This is a genomic window from Arthrobacter sp. Sr33 (assembly GCF_054511195.1).
The window spans coordinates 15,921-38,548 of the sequence record NZ_JBTNDD010000010.1 but is presented as its reverse complement, the minus strand read 5'-3'; the positions used below and the strand labels follow the sequence as shown (position 1 = coordinate 38,548).

General features: G+C 64.3%; 20 protein-coding genes. 8 read left to right on the top strand and 12 right to left on the bottom strand.

Annotated features, from left to right (window positions below; translation table 11 throughout):
• The first annotated feature begins 4 nt into the window (after nucleotides 1-4).
• Nucleotides 5-1,372, top strand: coding sequence for an FAD-binding oxidoreductase (locus tag ACX80T_RS13385; RefSeq protein WP_024475722.1), 1,368 nt, complete (start codon nucleotides 5-7; stop codon nucleotides 1,370-1,372).
• Nucleotides 1,373-1,388: 16 nt separating this feature from the next.
• Here the strand turns inward: ACX80T_RS13385 and ACX80T_RS13380 are convergent, their stop codons facing one another.
• The 4 genes from ACX80T_RS13380 to ACX80T_RS13365 are packed head-to-tail and all read right to left on the bottom strand — an operon-like array spanning nucleotide 1,389 to nucleotide 5,135.
• Entirely contained in the window at nucleotides 1,389-2,639 is a 1,251-nt protein-coding gene (locus ACX80T_RS13380) for an FAD-dependent oxidoreductase (RefSeq protein ID WP_084442788.1), read from the bottom strand.
• Nucleotides 2,640-2,690: 51 nt separating this feature from the next.
• Complete coding sequence (locus ACX80T_RS13375; protein ID WP_024475720.1) at nucleotides 2,691-3,500, bottom strand: amino acid ABC transporter ATP-binding protein; 810 nt, start codon at nucleotides 3,498-3,500, stop codon at nucleotides 2,691-2,693.
• A complete protein-coding gene (locus ACX80T_RS13370) occupies nucleotides 3,493-4,410 on the bottom strand; it encodes an amino acid ABC transporter permease (protein ID WP_024475719.1) in 918 nt (305 codons plus the stop codon). Before ACX80T_RS13370 ends, ACX80T_RS13375 begins: the two co-directional genes overlap by 8 nt.
• A 17-nt stretch (nucleotides 4,411-4,427) precedes the next feature.
• Nucleotides 4,428-5,135 (bottom strand): transporter substrate-binding domain-containing protein, encoded by a 708-nt coding sequence (locus tag ACX80T_RS13365; protein ID WP_459304651.1) that lies wholly within the window; start codon nucleotides 5,133-5,135, stop codon nucleotides 4,428-4,430.
• A gap of 376 nt (nucleotides 5,136-5,511) precedes the next feature.
• Here ACX80T_RS13365 and ACX80T_RS13360 point away from each other — a divergent pair, with 376 nt between their 5' ends.
• On the top strand, nucleotides 5,512-6,243 hold the full coding sequence (locus tag ACX80T_RS13360; RefSeq protein WP_024475717.1) for a GntR family transcriptional regulator: 732 nt from the start codon (nucleotides 5,512-5,514) through the stop codon (nucleotides 6,241-6,243).
• Here the strand turns inward: ACX80T_RS13360 and ACX80T_RS13355 are convergent.
• Nucleotides 6,220-7,416 (bottom strand): benzoate/H(+) symporter BenE family transporter, encoded by a 1,197-nt coding sequence (locus ACX80T_RS13355; RefSeq protein WP_459304650.1) that lies wholly within the window; start codon nucleotides 7,414-7,416, stop codon nucleotides 6,220-6,222. The genes ACX80T_RS13360 and ACX80T_RS13355 overlap by 24 nt on opposite strands.
• 97 nt (nucleotides 7,417-7,513) lie before the next feature.
• Between ACX80T_RS13355 and ACX80T_RS13350 the strand changes: the two genes are divergently transcribed.
• Complete coding sequence (locus ACX80T_RS13350) at nucleotides 7,514-8,056, top strand: helix-turn-helix domain-containing protein (protein ID WP_459304649.1); 543 nt, start codon at nucleotides 7,514-7,516, stop codon at nucleotides 8,054-8,056.
• Nucleotides 8,057-8,114: 58 nt separating this feature from the next.
• Here ACX80T_RS13350 and ACX80T_RS13345 read toward each other — a convergent pair whose 3' ends face one another.
• On the bottom strand, nucleotides 8,115-11,672 hold the full coding sequence (locus ACX80T_RS13345) for a TM0106 family RecB-like putative nuclease (protein ID WP_459304648.1): 3,558 nt from the start codon (nucleotides 11,670-11,672) through the stop codon (nucleotides 8,115-8,117).
• A gap of 183 nt (nucleotides 11,673-11,855) precedes the next feature.
• Here ACX80T_RS13345 and ACX80T_RS13340 point away from each other — a divergent pair, with 183 nt between their 5' ends.
• Nucleotides 11,856-12,314 carry a DUF3817 domain-containing protein gene (locus ACX80T_RS13340; RefSeq protein ID WP_116778164.1) on the top strand — a complete coding sequence of 153 codons (459 nt, stop codon included), beginning with the start codon at nucleotides 11,856-11,858 and terminating at the stop codon, nucleotides 12,312-12,314.
• A gap of 36 nt (nucleotides 12,315-12,350) precedes the next feature.
• A complete protein-coding gene (locus ACX80T_RS13335; protein ID WP_116778165.1) occupies nucleotides 12,351-12,746 on the top strand; it encodes a 2-polyprenylphenol hydroxylase in 396 nt (131 codons plus the stop codon).
• On the opposite strand, the gene ACX80T_RS13330 is transcribed toward ACX80T_RS13335, so the two are convergent.
• Genes ACX80T_RS13330 through ACX80T_RS13320 form a run of 3 tightly spaced genes read right to left on the bottom strand, consistent with a single transcriptional unit; the run spans nucleotide 12,743 to nucleotide 17,369 of the window.
• Nucleotides 12,743-13,384, bottom strand: coding sequence for an MBL fold metallo-hydrolase (locus tag ACX80T_RS13330; protein WP_116778166.1), 642 nt, complete (start codon nucleotides 13,382-13,384; stop codon nucleotides 12,743-12,745). The two genes, ACX80T_RS13335 and ACX80T_RS13330, sit on opposite strands and share 4 nt — an antisense overlap.
• Complete coding sequence (locus ACX80T_RS13325; protein WP_459304687.1) at nucleotides 13,375-16,221, bottom strand: FAD-binding and (Fe-S)-binding domain-containing protein; 2,847 nt, start codon at nucleotides 16,219-16,221, stop codon at nucleotides 13,375-13,377. The genes ACX80T_RS13330 and ACX80T_RS13325 overlap by 10 nt, the downstream gene beginning before the upstream one ends.
• The gene (locus tag ACX80T_RS13320; protein WP_459304647.1) at nucleotides 16,218-17,369 is read right to left on the bottom strand and encodes a glycerol dehydrogenase; all 1,152 of its coding nucleotides are present in this window, start codon (nucleotides 17,367-17,369) and stop codon (nucleotides 16,218-16,220) included. The genes ACX80T_RS13325 and ACX80T_RS13320 overlap by 4 nt, the downstream gene beginning before the upstream one ends.
• A gap of 167 nt (nucleotides 17,370-17,536) precedes the next feature.
• Between ACX80T_RS13320 and ACX80T_RS13315 the strand changes: the two genes are divergently transcribed.
• From ACX80T_RS13315 to ACX80T_RS13305, 3 genes are read left to right on the top strand one after another with little or no spacing between them, the layout of a single operon-like run.
• Nucleotides 17,537-17,857, top strand: coding sequence for a putative quinol monooxygenase (locus tag ACX80T_RS13315; RefSeq protein WP_019483893.1), 321 nt, complete (start codon nucleotides 17,537-17,539; stop codon nucleotides 17,855-17,857).
• A gap of 37 nt (nucleotides 17,858-17,894) precedes the next feature.
• Entirely contained in the window at nucleotides 17,895-18,689 is a 795-nt protein-coding gene (locus tag ACX80T_RS13310) for an IclR family transcriptional regulator (RefSeq protein WP_019483894.1), read from the top strand.
• A 20-nt stretch (nucleotides 18,690-18,709) separates the two neighbouring features.
• Nucleotides 18,710-19,108 carry a hypothetical protein gene (locus tag ACX80T_RS13305; protein ID WP_459304646.1) on the top strand — a complete coding sequence of 133 codons (399 nt, stop codon included), beginning with the start codon at nucleotides 18,710-18,712 and terminating at the stop codon, nucleotides 19,106-19,108.
• Between the two features lie 85 nt (nucleotides 19,109-19,193).
• On the opposite strand, the gene ACX80T_RS13300 is transcribed toward ACX80T_RS13305, so the two are convergent.
• Genes ACX80T_RS13300 through ACX80T_RS13290 form a run of 3 tightly spaced genes read right to left on the bottom strand, consistent with a single transcriptional unit; the run spans nucleotide 19,194 to nucleotide 22,434 of the window.
• Nucleotides 19,194-20,792 (bottom strand): GMC family oxidoreductase, encoded by a 1,599-nt coding sequence (locus ACX80T_RS13300; protein WP_459304645.1) that lies wholly within the window; start codon nucleotides 20,790-20,792, stop codon nucleotides 19,194-19,196.
• Nucleotides 20,789-21,391: a gluconate 2-dehydrogenase subunit 3 family protein gene (locus ACX80T_RS13295; protein WP_019483897.1), complete on the bottom strand. Its 603-nt coding sequence runs from the start codon at nucleotides 21,389-21,391 to the stop codon at nucleotides 20,789-20,791. Before ACX80T_RS13295 ends, ACX80T_RS13300 begins: the two co-directional genes overlap by 4 nt.
• Nucleotides 21,392-21,393: 2 nt before the next feature.
• Nucleotides 21,394-22,434, bottom strand: coding sequence for an NAD(P)-dependent alcohol dehydrogenase (locus ACX80T_RS13290; protein WP_459304644.1), 1,041 nt, complete (start codon nucleotides 22,432-22,434; stop codon nucleotides 21,394-21,396).
• Between the last annotated feature and the right edge of the window lie 194 nt (nucleotides 22,435-22,628).

Below are 22,628 nucleotides of genomic sequence, written 5' to 3'. Positions count from 1 at the left end.
GGGTGTGGCGTCCGCCGACGCCCTGGATTCTGGTTCACTGGAAATTCTCCGCCGCAGTCTGGGGGACAAAGTGCTGTTCGAACGGGAGGAGATGGCCCCCTATCTGCGTGATGAATCGGTCGCAGGTCCAGCGGGGAATCCGATAGCAGTCGTTCTTGCCGATTCAACCCGGGACGTATCGGTGGCCTTGTCCTGGGCGAACCAAAGCTCCGTCCCTGTCTCGGTGCGCGGCGCCGGAACCGGGCTAGCTGGTGGCGCCGTCGCCTATGCGGGTGGCATTGTGATTTCACTAGCTGGGATGAACAGGGTTCTCTCGTTCAGCCCGGGGAACAGGATGGTTGAAGTGCAGGCAGGTGTGATTACCTCGGATGTCGATGACCTGGCGGCTCAATGTGGCCTGATGTACGCTCCTGACCCGGCCAGTTACCGTATATCGACTATTGGTGGAAACATCGCAACCAATGCCGGTGGATTGCGGTGTGTTAAGTACGGTGTAACGGCCGATAGCGTCGCCTCGGTGGAACTGGTCCTAGCAGATGGGTCAGTCATCGACACCGGGACCTCAACCAGAAAGAACGTAGCCGGATTGAACCTGACGGGTTTGGTGGTGGGTTCCGAGGGTACCCTGGGAGTCATTACCGCGGCCCGGCTGAGACTGGTGCCGCGTCCTACCGGAATGGTGAGAACGTTTCGCGCAGGTTTTGGGTCAGTAAGAGCTGCGGCGGAATCCGTCATTTCCGTCATGTCGACCAACCTGGCTCCGGAAGTTCTTGAGCTTCTGGACACCTATAGCGTAGCTGCGGTCGAACGAAACCATCCAGGTATGGCCACGATGCCAGGCCAGGCGCTTCTACTCGGGCAATTCATCGGCCCGGATGCAGAGGAACAGGTTGAAAAGTTGCGGATGCAGCTGACGGAAGCCAGCTTCTGGGATGTTTCGGACAGCGATAGCCTTCTTGAGGCCCGGCGGTTCGTCAGTAGCTCTCTCAACGCCCAAGGGCTTCGCGCTTCCTGTGACATTGCTGTCCCCATCGATCGGTTAGCGGACATTTTCGACGAGATTGAAGTCATTGCCCTCGAAAATGGTGTTCAGATTTCCACTTTTGCCCACGCTGGCGACGGGAACCTCCATCCCGGAATCTCACTGCTGGACGACTCGGTCCAGTCCAACGAGGTAGCTGCCCATGTCATGAGTCAATTAGCAGCGGCAGCCCAACGCCTCGGAGGAACGGTGACGGGGGAGCACGGTGTGGGCAGCCTCAAGGTCTCCGCATTGGACGGACAGATTTCCGCGACGAATAGGGCGCTGCAAAGAAGCATCAAGGCCCTTTTTGATCCAAACGGAATCCTCACCCCCGGCCGCGGCATATAGAATCTGCGCACGAGCCCTATTGCTTGAGAACCCATGGCTGCTCGGCAAAACGGGTCGGATTGGCAAACTCGAGGCGGCTGGGGGCCGGTGCGCCAAAGAGATCCTGGGCTACTGCTTCACCGACTCCAGATGCCATCTTGAAACCCTTGCCTGAGAAACCGGTCGCCACGTACACTCCAGGCACATCGGGAAGCCAACCGATAAGTGGCTGTTGATCTACCGTATATAGGTCTGGGTAGGCTCTGGACCGCACGCAATATGGGATAAGCCCGGGAAAGAACTGCCGCACCGCTTCGTTTGACCGTGCAATTTCCTCCATCGTGAGCTCGCGGTTCATCGTGCCTGCATCAGCAACCTTCTCGGAGGGAATGATTCCGCCCAATTTGACGGTATTGCCATCCACGGAGGGAGCACCATACATGTGGAGGCCGTCTGAGTAACGCATGAAAGGTGGGAAGTTGTGAGGCGCGAACTGCTCAGGGTTGCGGGAGGCGTACCAGGTGAGGGCGATCCTGCGCGGCTCAAGGTGTTTCATGTAAGTGGCGGGCAACAGGTTGCGGGACCAAGCACCTGAGGTGACGACTACCTTCTCGAACGTCCAGGAGCTGTTCCCGGACCGGATCTGAACGCACCCATTGACGGGGATGATCTCGTCAATCTGAGTAACAGTGTTGGCTGCTGCGCCGTTGGTCAACGCTTGCTCGAAGGCGGTCAGAACGGCAAGCTCTGAACGGATGAATCCGGCTCTGGGATCGATTAGACCTACGTCGTTGTTCAGCAAGACGTGCTGTTCATATCGTAGTAGAAAGTCGTCTCTTGAGAGCTGGTCGAAGACCGCGCCAGTTGCGTCAGCGCTCGCCAACAGAGAACGATGAAACTCACTGTGTTCGGTAACAATGGATACTCCTCCCGAGCGCTGGTCGAGCACTGGGATTTGGGTGTACTCGTTGAGTTCATGCCATAGGCGCTCTGACTCCTGGAGCAGGCTTGAGTACTGTGGCCCTTCTTTATAAGCCACACGGAACATTCGGGTGTCCCCGCCTACGGCAGTGCTCTCGGACGCGGGGAAGCCGCTGTCGAAGCCAACGATTCCTCCTGTCAACAGGGAGGAACGCCACATGACCATACTCCCCATGGTCCCCATGCCGATTACAGCCAGCTTGCCGTCCATTGTGTGCTCCTTGCTGATGTTCGGCTGCTCCAGCCAAGTGTGAAGCCAGCATCTCTCGATGCTGACGCGCGCAATCACCGTCGAGGTGACCTGCATATCGTCGGTGACCTGCGTGAAGAGGCGTAAAGCTCGGCGGATTGCCTCGGTTTAGATGGCGTTCCGCTCGTTGCTTCCTGGAGCCGAGACTCGCGCAAGGAACTCTTGGGCTCTGGTGCTTTTTGGTTGCTCAAACACTTCGTCGGGTGTGCCTTCCTCAATGATTTTGGAACTATCCATAATCATGACCCGATCAGAAACTTCTTTGGCGAACTGCATCTCATGCGTCACGACGATCATGGTCATGCCAGCGTGGGCGAGATCCGCCATAACGTTGAGTACTTCACCCACAAGTTCAGGATCGAGAGCAGATGTTGGTTCATCAAAGAGCATGACCTCGGGCTCCATGGCGAGAGCTCTCGCAATCGCAACCCTCTGCTGCTGCCCACCCGACAATTCGCTCGGGTAGGCTGCGTCCTTATGGGCGAGCCCAACCTTCTTCAGGAGGGCCATGGCGGTTGCTTCAGCAACTTTCCTCTTCACGCCATTTACGGTCATGGGGGATTCGATGATGTTCTCCAGCACAGTCATGTGGGGAAACAGGTTGAATTGTTGGAACACCATTCCAAGCTTCCGTCGGCGCTTGGATGCTTCGCCTTCGGGCAGTTGCTCAATATTGCCCTTCTTGCGCTGGTAACCGACGTAGTCACCCAGGACGAAGATCTCGCCGGAATCGATCACCTCAAGATGATTGATACACCGTAAAAGGGTGCTTTTGCCGGATCCAGAGGGGCCAATGATGCAGACCACCTCGCCACGGTGAACTTGCAGGGAGATGTCGCTAAGAACAACGGTGTCACCGAAACTTTTCGTGATGCGTTGGATGTCGATAACGACCTCGGTTTCGGCGGAATTAGGCACGGCTTTGCTCCTGCTGAATCGGCGACGAGGCTTTGGTGGTTTGAGTTTTGGTGCGTCTCGCATATCCGCGATTGAGCACCTTTTCGATCTTTTTCTGCAGTATGGTCAAGATGCTCACCATGAAGAGGTACCAAATTGTGGCGACCGCCAGAAGAGGTATCACCTGATAGTTGGTCGAGTAGATAATCTGTGCAGAGAACAGAAGGTCGCTCAAGGCAATAACGCTCACTAAGGAGGTCGTCTTCAGCATCGAAATCACCTGGTTCGATGTTGGTGGAACGATTATCCGCATTGCCTGAGGGATTACAATTCGTTGATTCACCTTCGACGGTTTCATTCCGAGTGCTTGTGCAGCTTCTCGTTGCCCCCTATCTACACTGGAGATACCATTTCGGATGATCTCTGACATGTAGGCTGCCTCGTGCAGGGACAGGGCAAGGACTGCCGCTGTGAACGGGCTGATTATCTGATTTGCATTCAGTGTCAGGAAGGGGTCGGCGCCTGGGAGCCCCAGCACCACCTCGGGAAAGAGCGCTGAAAGGTTGAAGAAGAACAGCAACAGCACCAAGAGTGGAATCCCGCGGAAAAACCAGACGAAGGTACTTGCGATCCATCGCAAGGGAGGGCTGGGAGAAAGGCTCATCAGCGCAAAAACTCCGCCCAAAAGGGTCCCGATAATCATGCACACCACGGTCAACAGGAGAGTGTTGCCGATACCCGCGATGATGGTCGGCGCAAATAGATGATCAAGAATGACTGGCCATCCGAACCGTTCGTTACCCAGAATCGCAACAACGACGGCGACCGCTGCTAGGAGGACGACAGCGGATAGAATCAGACGCCCGACATTTGTTCGAGCGATGACCTGCGGAACAGATGTTGATTCCGAGTTTGTCGGTAGGGCGATCATTTGGACCTCTCTCACCGCTACTTCTTGATTTCTGACTGCTCAATACCCAGATCCGCGATTCCGTAGCTCTCTAGCGTCTCCTGATAGATACCGGTTTCAATCAAATCGTTCACCGCAGCGTGGACTGCTTCCACCATTGGCGAACCCTCGGGGAGGCCAATACCTAGTACCGACCCCGCGGTCAGATTCTCGCCTACTTCTACTTGATCGTTCTGTCCTGCGGCATAGTGGAGGATGGCGCTGTCTGCAGCGACTGCGTCGATTCGGCCGCTGTTCATGGCCAGAATCGCTTTCTGCTGGTCAGGGAATTCCTGAATGTCTATAGCATCGGAGCCAGCTTCCTCACAGGCTTCTGACAGGCCGGGCATTACCTCCGTCTGCTGGAACGATCCGATGGACACTCCGACCGAGGTTCCACACAAATTGTCGGGAGACAGGTCTTTCGGGTTGCCGCTTGGGAAAGCAAGGGAGCTCGCGCCAAAGTAGTACTGAACGAAGTCCAGTACTTCTTGCCGCTCATCAGTTATCGCCATGTTGCTAGCGGTGAGGTCGTATCGGCCAGCTTGCATTCCCGGGATGATCTGATCGAGCGACACGCCGTGGACTTCGACATCCAGCCCGAGCACCTCGCCAACCTGGTTCATAAGATCAACGTTGAAACCCACCAACTCCCCGCTCTGCTGATCGGGGTACCCCAGCGGTGCCATGCCGATTGTGGTGGCCATCTGCAAGGTGCCCGCATCAGCAATGTCCTGGGGAACTAGTGCAGCGGCCGTTTCATTGACCTGCGCCACCGCGCGGTCACTTTCGGGCTCTGTACTGGATTCAGCGGGTGATTCCGCCGCGGAACATCCAGTGAGTACAGTCAGGGAGATCGCTCCGGTTGCTACGAACAGTTGGAGGGAAGATAGCTGGGATTTCATTTGAGACCTTTCGGTGGTGTGTCGCATGTTACATGTCTTAGTAACGTAGGTTACACAACGAGGAGGTCCGAGACAAGGCATTCCAGCGCTTCTGGATCAATGAGAGCTGCAGAAGTGCGCAGGCTATTCGTGCATCACATGCCATCTGTCGCGTATTACGTTGCCCTATGATCGGTAGATGGACACTCCCGGCCCCGGCTTGAAACGCATTGAGAACAACAGGTCACTGACGCAGAGGGCCGTTGAATCAGTCCGGGAAGCAATCCATAACGGGACGCTTCAACCGGGTGAGTTGTACTCTGTCTACAAAATTGCAGAAGACCTTGGAGTCTCGCGGAGCCCTGTGCGTGAAGCGATGCTCCGCTTGGAAGAGACCGGGCTGGTCCGTTTTGAGCGCAACAAGGGGTTTCGGGTGGTGTTTCCAGGCCCGCAGGAACTTGCCGAAATGATTGCGGTGAGGATTGCGCTCGAAGTTCCAGCGGCACGTCGAGCAGCGGCGCGCTATTCCGCTGGCGCGGAGGGCGACGTGAGACTTCAACAAGAGTGGCGAGCCATGAGAGCCGCCGCCGAGGTTAATGACGAGCCCCTTTTCATCTATCATGATCAGCGACTACACGGCATAATCCTCGAATTGGCAGGAAGCGCCTATGTGCACCGGATTGTAGAGAACCTACGAGATGCAACGCGGCTGGTGGGAGCATCGACGATCAGGGGGTCGAGGAACTTGCAGCGGGTGTACGCGGAACACACGCCGATCGTCGAGGCAATTTTGGCTGGCAATGTGGAGGATGCCGGGGAGGCGATGGATTTTCACCTACGCGAAACCGGCCGCATTTTATTGCAGGATGCGATTGAGCGAGACGGATCCATGTTCGACCTGGCAACGCTATGGGCGCGGTTGATTGATTGACCGGGCCTCCAGCACCCAGCGGACCAGCAGGCCTGCGATTAGGGCCCAGAACGCGCCGCCAATCCCTGCCAGGGTCAGCCCCGATGCGGCGACGAGAAAGGTCACGACGGCGCTCATCCGCTGGCTGACCTCTGCCAGTGCTGCTGCCAGCGCCGTCGCCATGGTGCCCATCAACGCCAGCCCGGCCACCGTCTCGATCAGGCCGGGAGGTGCTGCGGCGACCACCGTGACCAGCGCCGCGGAGGCGCCGGCGAGCACCAGGTAGCAACAGCCGGCGCTGACTGCCGCAATCCACCGTCGGTTGCGATCGAGCCCGGCCGTCTCACCAGCGGACAGGGCCGCCGACAGTGCCGCGAGATTCATGGCATGGCCGCCGAAGGGCGCTGCCGCCGCGGTGCCGAGGCCGGTGACGAACATCGACGCGCGCCACGGTGTCCGGTATCCAAAGGAAGCAAGAACCGCCACTCCCGGCACATTCTGTGAAGCCATCGTCACGATGTACAGCGGCAGAGCGACGCTGGCCATCGCCTGAATGCTGAATTCTGGGGCGGTGAGCTCAACCGTCGGTGCCGCGGCAGCCCAGTCGAGGGTGATTCGGTTGACGACCAGATACCCGGTGATCACCAGCAGGGCGCCCAACAGCGTCAGGGGCACCGCCCATCGTGGCGCTAACCGTGTTCCCGCCAGCCAGATCAGGATCAAGGGCAGCACCAGAAGGGGGATGCTTCCCAACGCCTGGAACGGCGCCAGGCACAGCGGGAGTAGCACCCCAGCGAGCATGGCCTGCGCCAAGGCGGTCGGAATGCGGCCGATCAACCGGCCCAGGGCAGGGACCGCGCCGGTGGCGACGATCAGCGCGCCCGTGACAATAAACGCGCCGACGGCGGCGGGCCACCCGCCGTCGTACGAGGCCGCACCCGCCAGCAGTGCGGCGCCCGGGGTGGACCAGGCCAGGGTGATCGGAAGCCGATAGACGGTGGAGAGCAGGATCATTCCGGCGCCGAAGATGACAGTCAACGCGAGGAGACCCGACGCGGCCTGCTGCTCGGTGGCACCTGCCGCCCGCAAGCCGGCCAGCACCACGGCGAAGGACGAGGTGAAGCCAACCAGTGCGGTCACCACTCCGGCGAGCACTGGTTCCCGGAGGGGCGTGGGTGTTGCGGTAGGCGGCACGGGTGTGGTCTCGCAATCTGTGCGGCGGGTCGAAGACGTCCCGAAAACACCAGTTCTGTATACGGAACGCTGCTATCCTAGCCGGAGGAGGCCTCCAATGACCACTAGATCCACCCCCGACCGGCTGACCGCAGTGGGACGGACCATCAGGACGCTACGTTCAGAGCAGGGCCTCTCCCTGACGGGTCTGGCGGCGCAGGCCGGGATCGGCAAGGGAACGCTGTCCGAGTTGGAGACCGGCCAACGCAACCCCACGCTTGAAACGCTGTATGCCCTGGCCGCGCCATTGCATGTACCGCTCGCGGTGCTCCTGGGTGAGGAACCTGGTGCGGAGGCCAGCGACGACGCGGTGAGCGCTCGGCTGATGGGCATCCGCCATCACGACGACGGCGGCATCACCGAAGTGTACTGGCTCACCATTGCGCCGGACGGTTCGCGGGTGTCACCCCCGCACGGCCCCGGGGTCGTCGAACACCTGCTGGTGGTCCGCGGCAGTGCAAGAGTGGGCTGCGCCGCCGAGGAACTCACGATCACGGCCGGTGAGTCTCATTCGTGGCGCAGCGACGACCACCACTCCTACAGCGGGGCAGGGGAGGGCGCCGTAGCGGTCCTGACTATCAGCTCACCGCCGCCCAGCTAAAGCAGCGTCAGGCTAAAGCAGCGTCAGGCTCAAGCAGGGCCCGGTTGAGGCAGGGCCACTACAGCGGGACACCCGTTCTCGTGCTGCACAAACCAATAAAAGCTCCCAGCTCCTCCAGCTGTTCTGGCCGGGACGGTAAGTGGTGGGTGAGTTCGGGGGAACGGATCACAACTGCCCGCCATTGTCCGCGGGACACTGCAACGTTGATCCGGTTGCGATTGAGTAGGAAGCCGATCCCTCGTGGTGCCTCGGTGGCAGCGGAGCAGGCCATCGACACAATCACCACGGGGGCTTCCTGGCCCTGGAACCGGTCGACGGTTCCCACCCGCACCCCATCAAGTCCGGCTGCCTCCAGGGCAGCCTGAATCTTCTGGACCTGCGCGTTGTAGGCCGCCACCACCAGGATGTCGCGGGGCTCCAACGGACGGGGTAGTGCGTCCGGACCGCCAATCCACTGCAGCCCCACATGTCCCGTGACCTGGTTGACTACCTCGTCGGCTTCCTCGGGTGAGGAAGTGGTGTTGCCGACGTGCCGGATCAGCACGCATTCCACCCCCGCCGGTTTGCCCTGCAGGGAGCGCTGCGTCGCGGCAGGAGCCGCCTCAAGTTTCCCGTCGTACGACAGCCGCGAGACCGCCGCGCAGAGGTCGGGGTGCATCCGCCAGCTGTCGGCCAGGAAGTAGCCGAACTCCGGCGGGAGGGTGGCGTGTCCGGCTGATAGCCACCCCAGCGCCGAAGTGTCAACCGGTTCGGGGTGGCTGCCCTGGGTCACCTGTGGCAGTTGCTGGGGATCGCCAAGCAGCACCAGACGGGTGGCGGCCCGGGACACGGCGAGCGTGTTCGCCAGCGAGTACTGGCCCGCCTCATCGATGACCAGCAGGTCGAGTGAACCTGCCGGCACCCTGCTTCCTGTCATGGTCCAGGCGGTGCCGCCCACCAGGGCGCCACCGGGCGAATCGAGTAGTTCCGCCACCCCCTCGTCGGTCTTGTGCCCCCAGGGGGCTTGGGCGTCGCTGGTCTTCTTGGCCGTCCGGCCCGGGGGGACGCCTGCTTTGAGTGCCTGCCGGATCAGGTGCTCCACCACCTTGTGGGACTGCCCCACCACCCCCACCTTCCAGCCGCGGGCCACCAAAGCGGCGATCACATGGGAGCCGACGTAGGTTTTACCGGTGCCAGGGGGCCCCTGCACCGCCAGGTAGGAGTGGTCCAGGGCCGCGACGGCGGCGGTGATGGCGGTGATGTAATCGCCGTCGACCACCTCCGGCAGGGACCACTGCCCAGAAGGGGTTGGCGCGGCCAGGGTGGGCGCTGACCGCCGCAACACCTCAAGACCCGGGTTGCGGGGGAGGCCGGGCAGCGCGGAGCCCACCTGGAGGGCCAGCTCGGACAGTGCCGCTCGGATGGAGGCGGTGGCAACCGGCTGGTCGGGGGTCAGCGCGATGGGCAGCTCACCATACTCGGCACCCTTCGTTCTGAGTTTCTCGCGGACCACCAGCACGTCCCGGTCCCCGTCGTGGCTGCGGGACACCACTTCGGTACCGAACCAGCCGGCCCGCTGGGAGGTTCCGCCCTCCGCCTCGAGGGCGAGATCCTCCGGGAGCGGTGGGGAGAACATCCTGAACACCTTTTTGCCCGGTTCAAACTCGGAACCGTCCGTGGCGAGCCCCGTCAGCTTCAGGGTGCGTACGGGGTTGCTGCGGGGGGTGGGGCGTTCCCAGCCGGACAGGACCTTCGCCTCCTGCACCACGAAGAGGGTGCGGGTGTCCGGCCAGTCCTCGATGGCCCTGTCCAGCCGGTCGAAATGTTCCCACCAGAACTGCTTGTTCTCGCGCCGGTGGTAGCCGACGGCGGCGGCGACCATCGCGACGGCCTGCTCATCGGCGGTCAGGGTGTGCGTGGTCGGAAGGTTCGCCAGATACTCCAGCAGCCGGGCTTCTTCAAGGCTGGGTTCCTGCCCCTCGGTGGGTGTCGGGGTGCGCGACGATGCAGGTCCGATACCCCGTTCCGCGGCGCGGTCCAGCAGCCAGTTCCGGAGGCGGAGGGTCGAGAGGCAGTCGTATTCGTTGTAGTCGCGGATGCCCGCGAGGATCTCGGCGGCCAGCGCCTCGTCCCCGGCATCGCGGGCGGTGCAGTAATCCGCGTAGGCGACCACCGATGCTCCGGCGTCCACGACATCCCCGCTGCGCAGATTTTCCCCCATATACAGGGGCTCCAGTTTCTTGATGCTGTAGGAGTTTTCGGAGATGCGCAGGCTGTGCCGGACTGTCTCATAGAGGTCCACCAGGACGCCGTCCCGGAGGAGAGCGTCCACCGCGTCCTCGCCCACCACATGGGCGAGGGACAGATTGCGCAGCGCCGTCTTCTCATAGGAGGCGTAGTGGTAGATGTGCAGGTCCGGGTATTGCGCTCGCCGCCGGTCGACATAGTCGAGGAAGTCGGTGAAAGCGTGCCGTTCCTCACTGCGGGAATGGGCCCAGAGCGGCAGGAACGGGGGAGGGTCGCCGGGACGGTCGGGGTTCTCGACCACGCCGAACAGATACTCAAGCCCCCACCGGCCGGCGTCGTCCTGCCAGAGCGGGTCCCCCTCGAAGTCGAAAAAGATGTCACCCTGGCTTGGCGCCGGGAGCGTGGCCAGCGTGTGATCGGGAAGCACCCGGTAACTCAGCGTGGTGGGCAGGCCATCCTTGCCGGTGTACTCGACGCTGCCATCGGGGTGGGCGGTACCGGTTTGCATGCGGGCCTGGTCGCGGAGCCGGAGCAGGCTCCTGTCAGTAGCCGGAACCTCCAGTGCGGCAAGTTCATCGATGGTGTGGATCCCCTCGGCGTGGAGATTCGCCCGGCGGGTGGTACTCATCCCGCCCACCAGCAGCAGGTCCCGGGTCTCGGCGACTTTCAGCTGGCAGTAGGGGCAGCGGCCGCAGGCGGTATGGTCGGCGCCGCCCCACCGCACCGGCTCGGGCTGGCGGCGGTGGCGGTCGATCAGGCGCAGGAACCGGTCCCGGCGCTCGCGGAACACGGGCAGGATGTCGGCGAGGCTGTGGATACTGTGGGCGCCGTTGCCGAGCACCAGGGTGACCTCGGGTGCCGTGGGGATACCCGCCGCGAGCAGCTGGTCGCCGTAGGCGGCCAGCTGGAGGAGAGCGCTCACCTTGGCGTGACGGGCCAGCTTGGTATCCCACACCGCGTAAGAGCCGTCGGGCGTTTTCACCAGGAAGTCGGACCGGCCGTGGAACTGGCCGTCGAAGAACGCTGCCTGGAACACGACGTCGGCCCCGGACCGGAGTGCGATGATCGACTCCCGATGCTTATCCGCCAGCAGGGCACGGTCCATGCCCGCAGCGGGTACGACGTCGTACACGCCAGTCCCGGCAGCCGGATTCCACGGTCCGTGCTCGGCCACCAGGGCATCAAGGACCTTGCGTTCATGAACGTCACCCAGGACGGCGGTGCGCTCCAGCATGGCGTCGACGTCGAACTCCGGTTTGGTGGAGCGGCCCAGCTTCTCGTCGAGGACGGAGAGCAGCCGGTACTCACATTCGGCGGCAGTCACCAGATCGGTGGCCGAAAAAACCAGGTCCGGCAATGCACCGGGGACCGTCGGGTCGAGAAGAAACACTGTGCCTCCCAGCGGCTGCAACCTTGGAGCTGTTCACGGTATCAGGACGCTCTCAGCTAACCATTTCCCCCTGACAGTTTGGCGGGCGGCCCGGTCGGGTGTGACATGTCCAACGCCAGCCCGGTGGGGTCCGGCGGGCCGGGCTGCGGTAATTTGGAAGGACCGACCCCTTTGGAGAAACCGATGAGCCCCCGCATCCTGTTCCGCACCGTCGCCGTTGCCGAGGCGCTGACCTGGGCCTTCCTGCTCCTGGCGATGTTCCTCAAATACGTCACCCAGACAACCGAGGCGCTCATCTCGCCGGCGGGCGGGATCCACGGCTTCGTGTTCCTCATGTTCGTGGTGGTCACCATCTTCGTCTGGGTGAACCAGCGCTGGTCACCCAAGGTGGGTTTGCTCGGACTGCTCTCCGCAGTGGTGCCGCTCGCGTCGGTCGTGTTCGACCAGACCATGGAACGCCGCGGGAAGCTCGACGGCGGCTGGCGGCTCGCTCCCGGAGCTGACACCCCGCGCGGCCCAATCGAACAGCTGCAGGCCTGGGTGCTGCGCAAGCCGCTGATCGCCGCCGTGGTGTCAGTGGCAGGCATCGCCGTGGTCTTCGCCGCCCTGCTCGTCATCGGCCCGCCGGTCCCCAGCAGCTAGTAAGTTGATACCACACCACTTCACTGATAGGCGGGCATGACCAGCACACCCCAGACGCCCGACGACGACCGGTTCTTCCTGCACGAAGGCAGGAAATGGCGCCGCGCCGATCCGACGCTGCCCGACGATGTCGAGAAGCAGCTGCTGTCCCAACTGGGCCGAGGCCGCTCGGCAGTCAACAAATACCGCAAGGCCAAACAGGAACCCAAGGTGAAGGACGCGCGACGCCGCGTGCAGCTCGCCAAGGAGGGCCTCGGTGAGCGCGGCACCCCCTGGTGGGAGCAGTCACCCGCCGAACGGCAGAAACGCTGGGAAAAAGCCCTGAAGGCCCTCGACGACCTGAGGACTCCCGACGAACCCGCAGCGGACGCCGCACCAGCCAAGGAACCAGCCCAGGCCGCACCCCAGGATGGGCCGGCCAAGGACAGCTAGCGGGTCCGGGTTTTCGCCGGGGCGTTGTGGCCGGCGCAGATCCACCGCACCGAGCCGCCAGCGATCCTGGCCCTGAGGACTTCCTCGGTCTGCCGGGCCTGTGCCGCGTCGCTGATCGTGAGCCGGTAGAACTGCCTGAGCTCACCGTGTGTGGAGACGGACACCGCGTCGCCCGAGAAGAGCACCTCACCGAACTGGAACGCCATGTGCCCGGGGGTGTGGCCCGGCGTCGGGAAGGCCACGAGGCCGTCGAAGATGCTCTGCTCGCCGGTCAGTTCGGTCACCCGCGCCGGATAGTCGGTGGGGAACACCCTGGCCAGGAAGCGCCTGAAACGGGTTGGTGGCGGAACGTCGCCGCGCAGGATCGCCGCGTCCTCGGCGCCGAGCCAGACCGGCACTCCCAGGGTCTGCTGCAGGCGTTTCGCCACCCGGGTGTGATCGGCGTCGTAGTGAGTCAGCAGAATGTCAGTGACCGGGCCAATGACCGGCTCCGCGTCCCGCAGCTCGTCGAGCAACCGGGCATACCCGCCCGGCATGCCCGGGTCGATGATCGCTGTGGACCCGTTGGCGCTGACCAGATACCCGTTTGCACCCTTCGAATTTTCGAGCTGGTAGCAATTCGGGGCGATCAGTCGCATGGGGGGATCCTCGTTCTTTCCTCTAGTAGTTCAAGGATATGGCGATAGTCCTCCCCGGTGGCCCGGGTCATCCCCAGTTCGCAGGTGCGGTTGCACGAGGCGTGGGCCGAGGCGTTGAAGCCGGCAACATCGACGGCTTGCCGGCTCGTGGCGGACGCGGTGAGCTCGGGGTGAAGCATCCCGCGGTCACCGGCGAAGGCGCAGCACCCCCACGTTTCAGGGACCAGCACTTCACTCGCGACGACGCCGGCCACCGCCTCCAGGGCCGGGTTCAGGCCCAGCCGCGTCGAGGAACAGGTGGGATGCAGCGCCAGCGACTCGAGCGGTTCGACGGCGCCCAGCAGGGGCAGCACCCGGTCGGCCACAAACTGCACTGCATCCAGCACCACCAGGGGTGGCCTGCCGGACGACTCCAGTTCACGAGAGGCCTGTTCAAGCGCGCCGTTGAGCCCCTCCGTGCAGGAGGAGGCGTCGCAGACGATCGGGAGCTCGCCGTCGTGCGTGGCTTCCCGCAACGCTGCGACAGTCTTCGCCCGCATCGTCGCCTCACCGGCGGCCATGCCCTTCGACGACCACGGCGTCCCGCAGCACAGCCCGTCAATCCCAGCCGGTACCAGCAGTGAAAGCCCCGCGCGCTCGCAGAGCAACGCGAAACTCGTCTGTACTCCCGAACCGGTCCCGGCCGGGCCGAACATCGTCCCCACGCAGGCCGGAAAGTACACGGCGTCGGGTGCTGCGGTGGGGGTGGGCCGCGCCCGCCGGGCCCCACCTGACGGCAGCTCGGCAGAATACAGGGGCACCGAGTCGTGCCCCAGCACCGTCCGGGCCAGCCGGTTCGCCGGGACGACGACGGCGTCGGGAACCTTCGCTGCGGCGTCGAGTACCAGCCCACCGCCGCGCGTGACCAGGTTCCACCGGTGCGCTGCCCCGCCCCACGCCAGGTTCGCGGCTCGTCCGGCACCGTCGCGGCGCAGCCGTTTGACCAGTGACCCCGTGTTGATTTCCACCGGGCACGCGGTCTGGCACATGCCGTCGACGGCGCAGGTCTGGACCGATTCGTAGTCGTAATCGTCCTCGAGCCGCGCCGCCAAGCCGGGGTCGCCGTCGAGCCGTGCCTGCTCGATGGCGCGCAGGGTCACGATGCGCTGGCGCGGGGTAAGGGTGATGTCCTTGCTGGGGCAGACCGGTTCGCAGAAGCCGCAGGAGACGCAGCGGTCCACCTCGGGGGCCACCGGTGGCGCGGTCTTGATGTGGCGGAGGTGGGCCTCCGGGTCGTCGTCGAGGATGATTCCCGGGTTGAGCATGCCGGCCGGGTCGAACAACTGCTTGAGTTCACGCATGATCGAGTACAGCTCAGCGCCGTACTGCCGGCGGACGTACGGCGACATCATGCGGCCGGTGCCATGCTCGGCCTTCAGCGACCCGTTCTCGCCCAGCACCAGATCCACCATGTCCTCGGTAAATGCCCGGTACCGCTCCAGCTCGTCGGGGGCAGCGAACCGGTCGGTGAGCATGAAATGGATGTTGCCGTCCTTGGCATGCCCGAAAATCACGCTGTCGCTGTAACGGTGCTCGCCGAACAGCCTGGTCAGTTCGGTGCAGGTGCGCGCCAGCGCCGGGACGGGGACCACCACATCCTCCAGCAGGGCAGTGGTGCCCGGCGGTCTGGCCCCCGACACCGACGCGTAGAGGCCCTTGCGGAGTTGCCACAGGCTCGCCCGGGCCGCCGGGTCGGAGCTGAAACGGGCAGGTTCGCTCAACCCGAGACCTGCGAGCAGCGGCGGCTGGTCGCGTTGCAGGTCGTCGAGTTCAGCCGCCGACGACGCCGAATACTCCACCAGCAGCGCGCAGTGCTGCAGAATGTTGAGGCCGCGGACGACGTCGGGAGCCCCCGTCAGGGTCTGGCCCACCTTCAGGGAGACGGCGTCCATCAGCTCGGCGGTCGCCGCTCCCGAATCGACCAGGGTGGGCAGGGCTGCAGTCGCGGTTTCCAGGTCCGGGAACACCAGCAGGCCCGTCGCCGCGAACGCCGGGCGGGGAATGGTGCGGAACACCGCCTCGGCGATGAAGCCCAGGGTGCCCTCGCTGCCCACAATCAGGTGGGCCAGCATGTCGGCGGGGGTGTTGAAGTCGAGCAGGGAGTTCAGCCCGTACCCCATGGTGTTCTTCATGGAGAACTGGTGGCGCACCGTCCGCACGGACGCCGGGTTGTCCCGCAGCCGTGCGGATAAGCGCAGCAACCCGTCAAAAAGGTCAGGTTCCAGGGCCCGTAACCTGGGGTTCGCGTCGGCGGCCGCGGTGTCGACGACGGTGCCGCTGGGCAACACCACCGTCACCGACTCAAGGGTCCGATAGGCGTTGTCAGTGGTGCCGCAGTTCATTCCTGACGAGTTGTTAGCCACCACCCCGCCGATGGTGCACGCCGCTTCGCTGGCGGGGTCCGGGCCGAACTTCCGCCCATACCGGGCCAGCCGGGCGTTGAGTGCCCTCACAGTGACGCCCGGCTGGACCCGCACCCGGGCGCCGTCGTCGAGCACCTCGATCTCCCGGAAGTTCCTGCGTACGTCGACCAACACGCTGTCGGTGACAGCCTGCCCGCTGAGGCTGGTGCCTCCCGAGCGGAGGGTCAACGGAAGGCCCTGCGCGGCGCTGGCCCGCAGCAAGGCCCCCACCTCGGCAGCGTCGGAGGGCACCACCACCGCCTGGGGGATGAGCAGGAAGTGCGAGGCGTCGTGGGCGTTGGCGTGCAGGTCGATGGCACGGGTCTTGACCTGCCCCGGGTCGGCGACTGCCGCGCGCAGGGCGTCGAGTACCTGCGGCGCCGGCCGGGTGCTCAGTGCTTCGCCTTGTACTGCACTGGTTCGGGCAGACCCGCCTGGCGACGGATGCCGGCCGACAGCCGTTCGATCGATTTCAGGGCGCTGGTGAGGTCGTCGACTCCCACGGGGAAGGGCATGTTGTGGATGGTCTCGCCGGGCACGGTTGCCGCTTCGGCTACCCGCCGCAGGTCCTCGTCATCGTCGGTGGACAGGCCTATCTCGGTCAGCGTGTTCGGCAGCCCCACCCGGGTGGTGAATTCGACGAAGTCCCGGATGTCGGCGCTGGGAGCACCCTCGAGGACCAGTTGGGTGAGGGACCCGATGTTGACTTTCTGCCCGTGCGCCAGGCCGTGGGTCTGGTTGGCGGCGGTCAGCCCGTTGTGGATGGCGTGGGCGGCGGCCAGCCCGCCGGACTCGAACCCGAGCCCGGACAGCAGCGTGTTGGCCTCCACCACCTTTTCCAGGGCGGGGGTGACCACGTTGTCGCGGACGGCGTCGAGCGCCGGGAGTGCGTTTTCCCACAGCACGTCCCAGGACAGCCGGGCCAGGGCGGTGCCGGTCACGGTGGGCAGGCCACCGGCCATGGTGTTGGCGAAGGACTGGCTGGTGGCCCGGGCCTCCAACCAGGTGGCGAGGGCGTCGCCCACCCCTGCGGCGAGGAACGACGCCGGCGCGTTGGCGACCAGCTGCGTGTCCACCAGCACCAGGTCCGGGTTGCGGGGGAAGAAGCGGTACTCCTCGAAGACGCCGTCGTCCGTGTAGATCACCGACAGGGCAGAGGTGGGTGCGTCGGTGGAGGCGACGGTGGGGACGGTGACCCAGCGGATCCCCGCCGCGAAGCCCGACGCTTTGACCGCGTCGATGGTGCTGCCGCCGCCCACTGCCACGATCACGTCGGCCTGGTGCTCGGAGATCAGGGCGGTCAACCGGTTGACCTCGTTGGCGCTGGGGACCCCGCCGAACCCCACCCTGGTGGTCGGTAGGTTGGCTGCACTCATGGAGGCTTCGACGTCGTGCGCTACGAAACCCCAGACCAGATCGTCTGCCACGATCAACGGCTTGCTGCCCAGCGGCGTGAGGAATTCGCCCACCCGGTGGATGGCGCCTTTGCCCTGGACATACCGGGCCGGGCTGATCATGGTGCGGACCTGCATCGGACTACTCATCTCAATCTCCTTCGATAGAGGGTTGTTCCACTGCCAGCGTAGGCGTGCAACGCCTGACGGGCACCACGCATTCTCACAAGGCGAGAACCGAAGTTGGAGGCTGCGGTGATTAACGGCAGACTGCTGGAAACACGAGCCCCACCCCACGACCCAAAGGCAGGCCCGCAATGATCTTCATCGTCGTCAAATTCAACGTCAAACCGGACTGGACCGACCGGTGGCTCGACCTCACCCGCCAGTTCACCGAATCCACCCGCAACGAGCCGGGGAACCTGTGGTTCGACTGGTCGCGCAGCGTCGAGAACCCCAACGAGTTCGTCCTGGTCGAAGCGTTCCAGGACGACGCCGCCGGGGACCACGTCAACAGCGCCCACTTCCAGCAGGCGATGAAGGACATGCCGCAGGCACTCGTGGAGACCCCGCAGATCATCAGCGAGAAGATCGCCGCCGACGGTTGGGGTCGCATGGGAGAGCTGACCGTCGAGTAGGTTGCCCCTGGCTTGACGGACCGGCGAAGATGGGGGCATGGGACGCAACGATGCTCTTACCGGTATGGCTTCGGTGCAGAAAGCTTTTGCGCTGCTCGACGTCGTTGCCGCCGACGAGCGTGGACTGTCCGCCAAGGAAATTGCGGCAGCTTTGGACATGCCGCTCCCCAGTGTGTACCGGCTCCTGAAAACCCTGGTGGAATCACGGCATCTGGTCCATTTGAAGGATGAGAGCCGCTACGCCCTCGGCTATAAACTGCATGCCCTGGATGCGTCGCTGCACCGCCAGATCGGAACACCGTCGGCCGTTGCCAGGCTGGTACTCGAACTGCATTCGAGGGGCGACGCCGCCGCCTACTATGCGGTGCACCGCGGTGATCACATTGTGGTGGCCCACGTGGTGGATTCCCCGACCCGGCGACGCATCACCCCCATGGGCTTCGGCTTCAACGACGCCGCGCACGCCACCGCCTTCGGAAAGATCCTCCTCGCCGGGATGGACCCCACGCGGCGGCGGGCGTTCCTGACCAGGCAGGGGCTGCCCGCCATGACTTCCAATACCATCAGGACCCGCGACGACCTGGAGCGGGAACTGGAGAAGGTCAGCGCGGGTGGCATCGCCGTCGAGCGCGAAGAGTTCATGATCGGGTCATCCTGCCTGGGTGCGCCGGTGCGGAACGCGGCCGGGCAGATCGTGGGATCCGTTGCGGTTTCCCTCGACGCGGCTGACTTTGATCGGCGGTCCGGGCAGATCGCCGTGCTGTTGCGTGACACGGCCGACAAGGTGGGCCGCGCACTCCGGGCCACCTCAGTGTTACCGCAGCGTCAATAGATTCTCGATAGCATCAAGCTATGGAGAATCAGTCCCAGTTGTGGGGTGTCATCACTGAGGTGCTGACGTGGGTGGGGCTGGTGCCGGGGATTCTGCTGATCCTGGTCGCCTGGATTATCCGTACCTCCCAGCTCGGCTGGACCGCCACTGACGCAGTGGTTTTCGTCTCCGGGGAGGGCATCGGCTATCGCTGGCATGACCAGGATTATGAGATCCGGGAGACCCTGTTCTCTTTCAGGGAGGGCAAGGAGCTGGTGCCGGGCACCGAATTTATCCTCTACTACAACCGGCGGGACCCTGACGAGTACTCCCTGAGCGAACCGGTCCCGCCGGCGGACTCGCTCAGGATCCTGGGCTGGGTCCTGACCGGGATTGGCGCGGCGGCCGCGGTGGTGGGGTTTGTGCTGATCTTCGTGTGATGTGCCGAGGGTGGGGTCCCGTGCCGGGGCCCGGGACCCCACCCGCCAGGTTTACAGGGCCGACCGCCTTACAGGGCCGACCGCCTTACAGGGCCGACGTCGCCAACTGCTCCGCGATGTACTCCGCCTGCCGGATCGCCAGCGCCACGATGGTGAGGGTCGGGTTGGCTGCCGCGCCGGTGGTGAACTGCGAACCGTCCGACACGAACAGGTTCTTCACATCGTGGGTCTGACCCCACTGATTGACGACGCCGTCTTCCGGACGCTCGCTCATCCGTGCGGTTCCCATGTTGTGGGTCGCCGGGTACGGCGGGGTGTGGTGCGAGGACAGCGCGCCCACCGCCTCGTAGAGCAGCGACGCCTGCTGGTAGCCGTGATTGCGCATCGCTGTGTCGTTGGGGTGGTCATCGAAATGCACATTCGGCACGGGCAGTCCCAGCCGGTCCGTCACACTGGTGTTCAACGTGACCCGGTTGGTTTCCTGCGGCATGTCCTCGCCGACAATCCACAACCCGGCCGTGTTCTCGTAGTCGTCGAGCAGTGACGCGAAGTTCGGTCCCCAGGCTCCGGGGTCCGCGAAGCTGGCCAGGAACGCCGGGCCCAACGCGATGGTTTCCAGATAGTAGCCACCCGAGAAGCCGCGGTCGACGTCGTGCCGGGACTCGTCAGCCACGAGACCGGCCATCGTTTCCCCGCGGTACATGTGGACCGGTTTGTCGAACTTGGCGTACACCGAGCCGGTGGTGTGGCGCATGTAGTTGCGGCCCAGCTGGCCGGATGAATTGGCCAGCCCATCAGGGAACAGGGGAGACCCGGAGAGCAGCAGCAGCCGCGGCGTCTCGATCGAGTTTCCAGCCACCGCCACGAGGCGGGCCTGCTGGCGTTGGAGGTTCCCGGCGTCGTCGATGTACATGACGCTGTCCACGGTGCCTTCGGGGGTGTGGGTGATTTGCACGGCGTGGCAGTTGGGGCGGAGGTCCAGTTTCCCCGTGCGCAGCGCCTTGGGGATTTCGGACACCAGGGTGGACCATTTGGACTTGTTCTTGTCGCCCTGGAAGTTGAAGCCGTCCTGGATGGAGGCGGGCCGGCCGTCGTAGGGTTCGGCGTTGGTGCCGTACGGGCCGGTGGCGTAATGCCGGTAACCGATCCGCTCGGCGCCGGCCGCGAGCACCTTGTAGTTGTTGTTGGCGGGCAACGCCGGCCGGCCGTGGCGGTGGGTGCTGCCGATCTTCTGCTCGGCCTTGTCGTAATACGGTGCCAGCTCGTCGAGGGTGATGGGCCAGTCCAGCAGGTTCGCGCCGTCGATCCGCCCGTAGGTGCTGCGGGTCTTGAACTCGTGGGCCTTGAACCGCGGGGTGGCGCCGGACCAGTGGGTGGTGGTGCCGCCCACCGCCTTCACCAGCCAGGCGGGCAGGTTGGGGAAGTCGCGCGCAATCCGCCAGGTGCCCGACGTCGTCCGCGGGTCCAGCCAGGCCATCTGGTTGAACGATTCCCACTCGTGGTTAATGTACTCGTCGTGTTTGATGTGACCGCCCGCTTCGAGAACCACCACCTTGATGCCCTTCGCGGTGAGTTCGTGGGCAAGGGTGCCACCGCCCGCGCCGGATCCGATGATGACGACCACCGAGTCGTCGTCCAGGCCGAAGTGTGCGCTGTCAGAGTGCTCAGCTGTCTCGTTGCTCATATGGTCCGTCCTTCTTCAACTTTGTCCTGGCCCTTGAAGAGGTCCTCGACGGGCTCCTCGCCGGTGCTGTCTGCGGCGTCCCTGACCCGCTGCGGTGCCTGCTGCGCAATGTCGTAGCCGAGCGGCCCGATCTCGGTGAGCGGTTCGTCCGCCTCCTCGACCCGGGGGCTGGGAAGCCAGTCCAGGTCATCGAATCCGCGGTGCAGGTAGCCGCCCTTGGAGAATGACTCGCCCTCGTAGCCGAAGACGTCCCAGACCTCGGGGTCGTCATAGAAGTTCAGGACGGTGGTCCGCCGAATGAAGCCGAAGAAGTCGAGGTCGGCGATGCGCTGCAGCACGGCGAGGGCGCGGTCGTCGGAGAGGTCGAGGAAGTTCTCGCCGCCCTGCTGGTTCAGCGTCAGCAGCCCCTGGGTCAGGGCCACCCTGAACCAGGTGGATTCGTTGGACTCGGCGATGATCTTGTCGGCCATCCGCTCGTACGGCCCGTCCGGGATCTTCGGGTGCGGGAACGCCACCCGGATAATCCGGACCAGGATCCGCCGGGCCTCCTGCGTGAGTTGAAGCTCATTGAGCGTCGAATACTTAGCGGGATACGCCATTGTTATCTCCCTTGGGTGGTGAGGTTGGGAACGAGGATGCCACGGCCGACCAGCCTGCCGCTGTCCAGGTCATGCATCGCCTGGACAGCGTCTTCGAGGTCGTACGTCTGGGTGTGCAGGGTGACCTGGCCCTGTGCGGTGAGGGTCATGAGTTCCACGAGGTCGAGGTAGGTGCCCACGAGGTTTCCCACGATGTTGATCTCCCGGGAAATGATCTCGATGGTGTCGATATTCACTGCCCCGCCGTAACCGATCGTGTAGTAGCTGCCCCGGTTGCGCAGCACGTTCAGTCCGAGCGCTTCGGTGCCGTGCTCGCCGACGAAGTCGAAAACCACGTGCGCGCCGCCGCCGGTGATCTCGAGGAGCTTCCCACCGTCGCCCGCCTGGGACAGGGTGTGGTCGGCGCCGAGCGCCGTCGCCAGCTCGAGCGCCTCCTCGGACGTGTCGACGACGGTGATCTGCGCCGAGGTGAGCGCCTTCAGGGACTGGATGCCGATGTGGCCCAGCCCGCCGCTTCCGATCACGACGGCGTGGGTTCCGGGGTGCAGCAGCGGCGCGGCTTTGCGGACCGCGTGATAGGCGGTGAGGCCGGCGTCGGCGAGGGCGGCGATGTCGGCGGGCCTGAGCGACGGGTCGAGTTTCACGACCGAGCGGGCGTTGGTCTTCATCATCTCGGCCATCCCGCCGTCGACGTTCAGGCCGGGGAAGGTGGAGTTTTCGCAGTGGGAGTCCTGGCCCTCGCGGCAGGCCAGGCACAGGCCGCAGGTGACGATGGGGTGCATGATCACGGTGTCGCCGGGCTGGACGTTGGTGACGGCGGAGCCCACCTCGCGGACCCACCCCGCGTTTTCGTGCCCGAGAATGTAGGGGAGCTTGGGGTGCTGGATGGCGTCCCACTGCCCCTCGATGACGTGCAGGTCGGTGCGGCATAGGCCCGCGGCGCCGATCTCGACGACGACGTCCCACGGACCGGTTGCCGTGGGTTCCGGCACGTCGTCGATCAGCGGGTCTTCCTGGTAGCGGTGTACCCGAACGGCTCTCATGGTCCTCCTCGGCGATGACGTCCGCAGGCAGGTTCCGACGGACTTCCGGCGCTCTCCCAGCGGTGAACGAGTGCTCATGCAAGTGTGCCCGGCGTCACATCGATACGGAAGGGGGCTTATCGCGGGGTGAGAATCCCGCTGCCACGCTGCGAAGGTTCCGGTTGGGGCGGGCCGACGGCCCAGAAAAGTGGCCG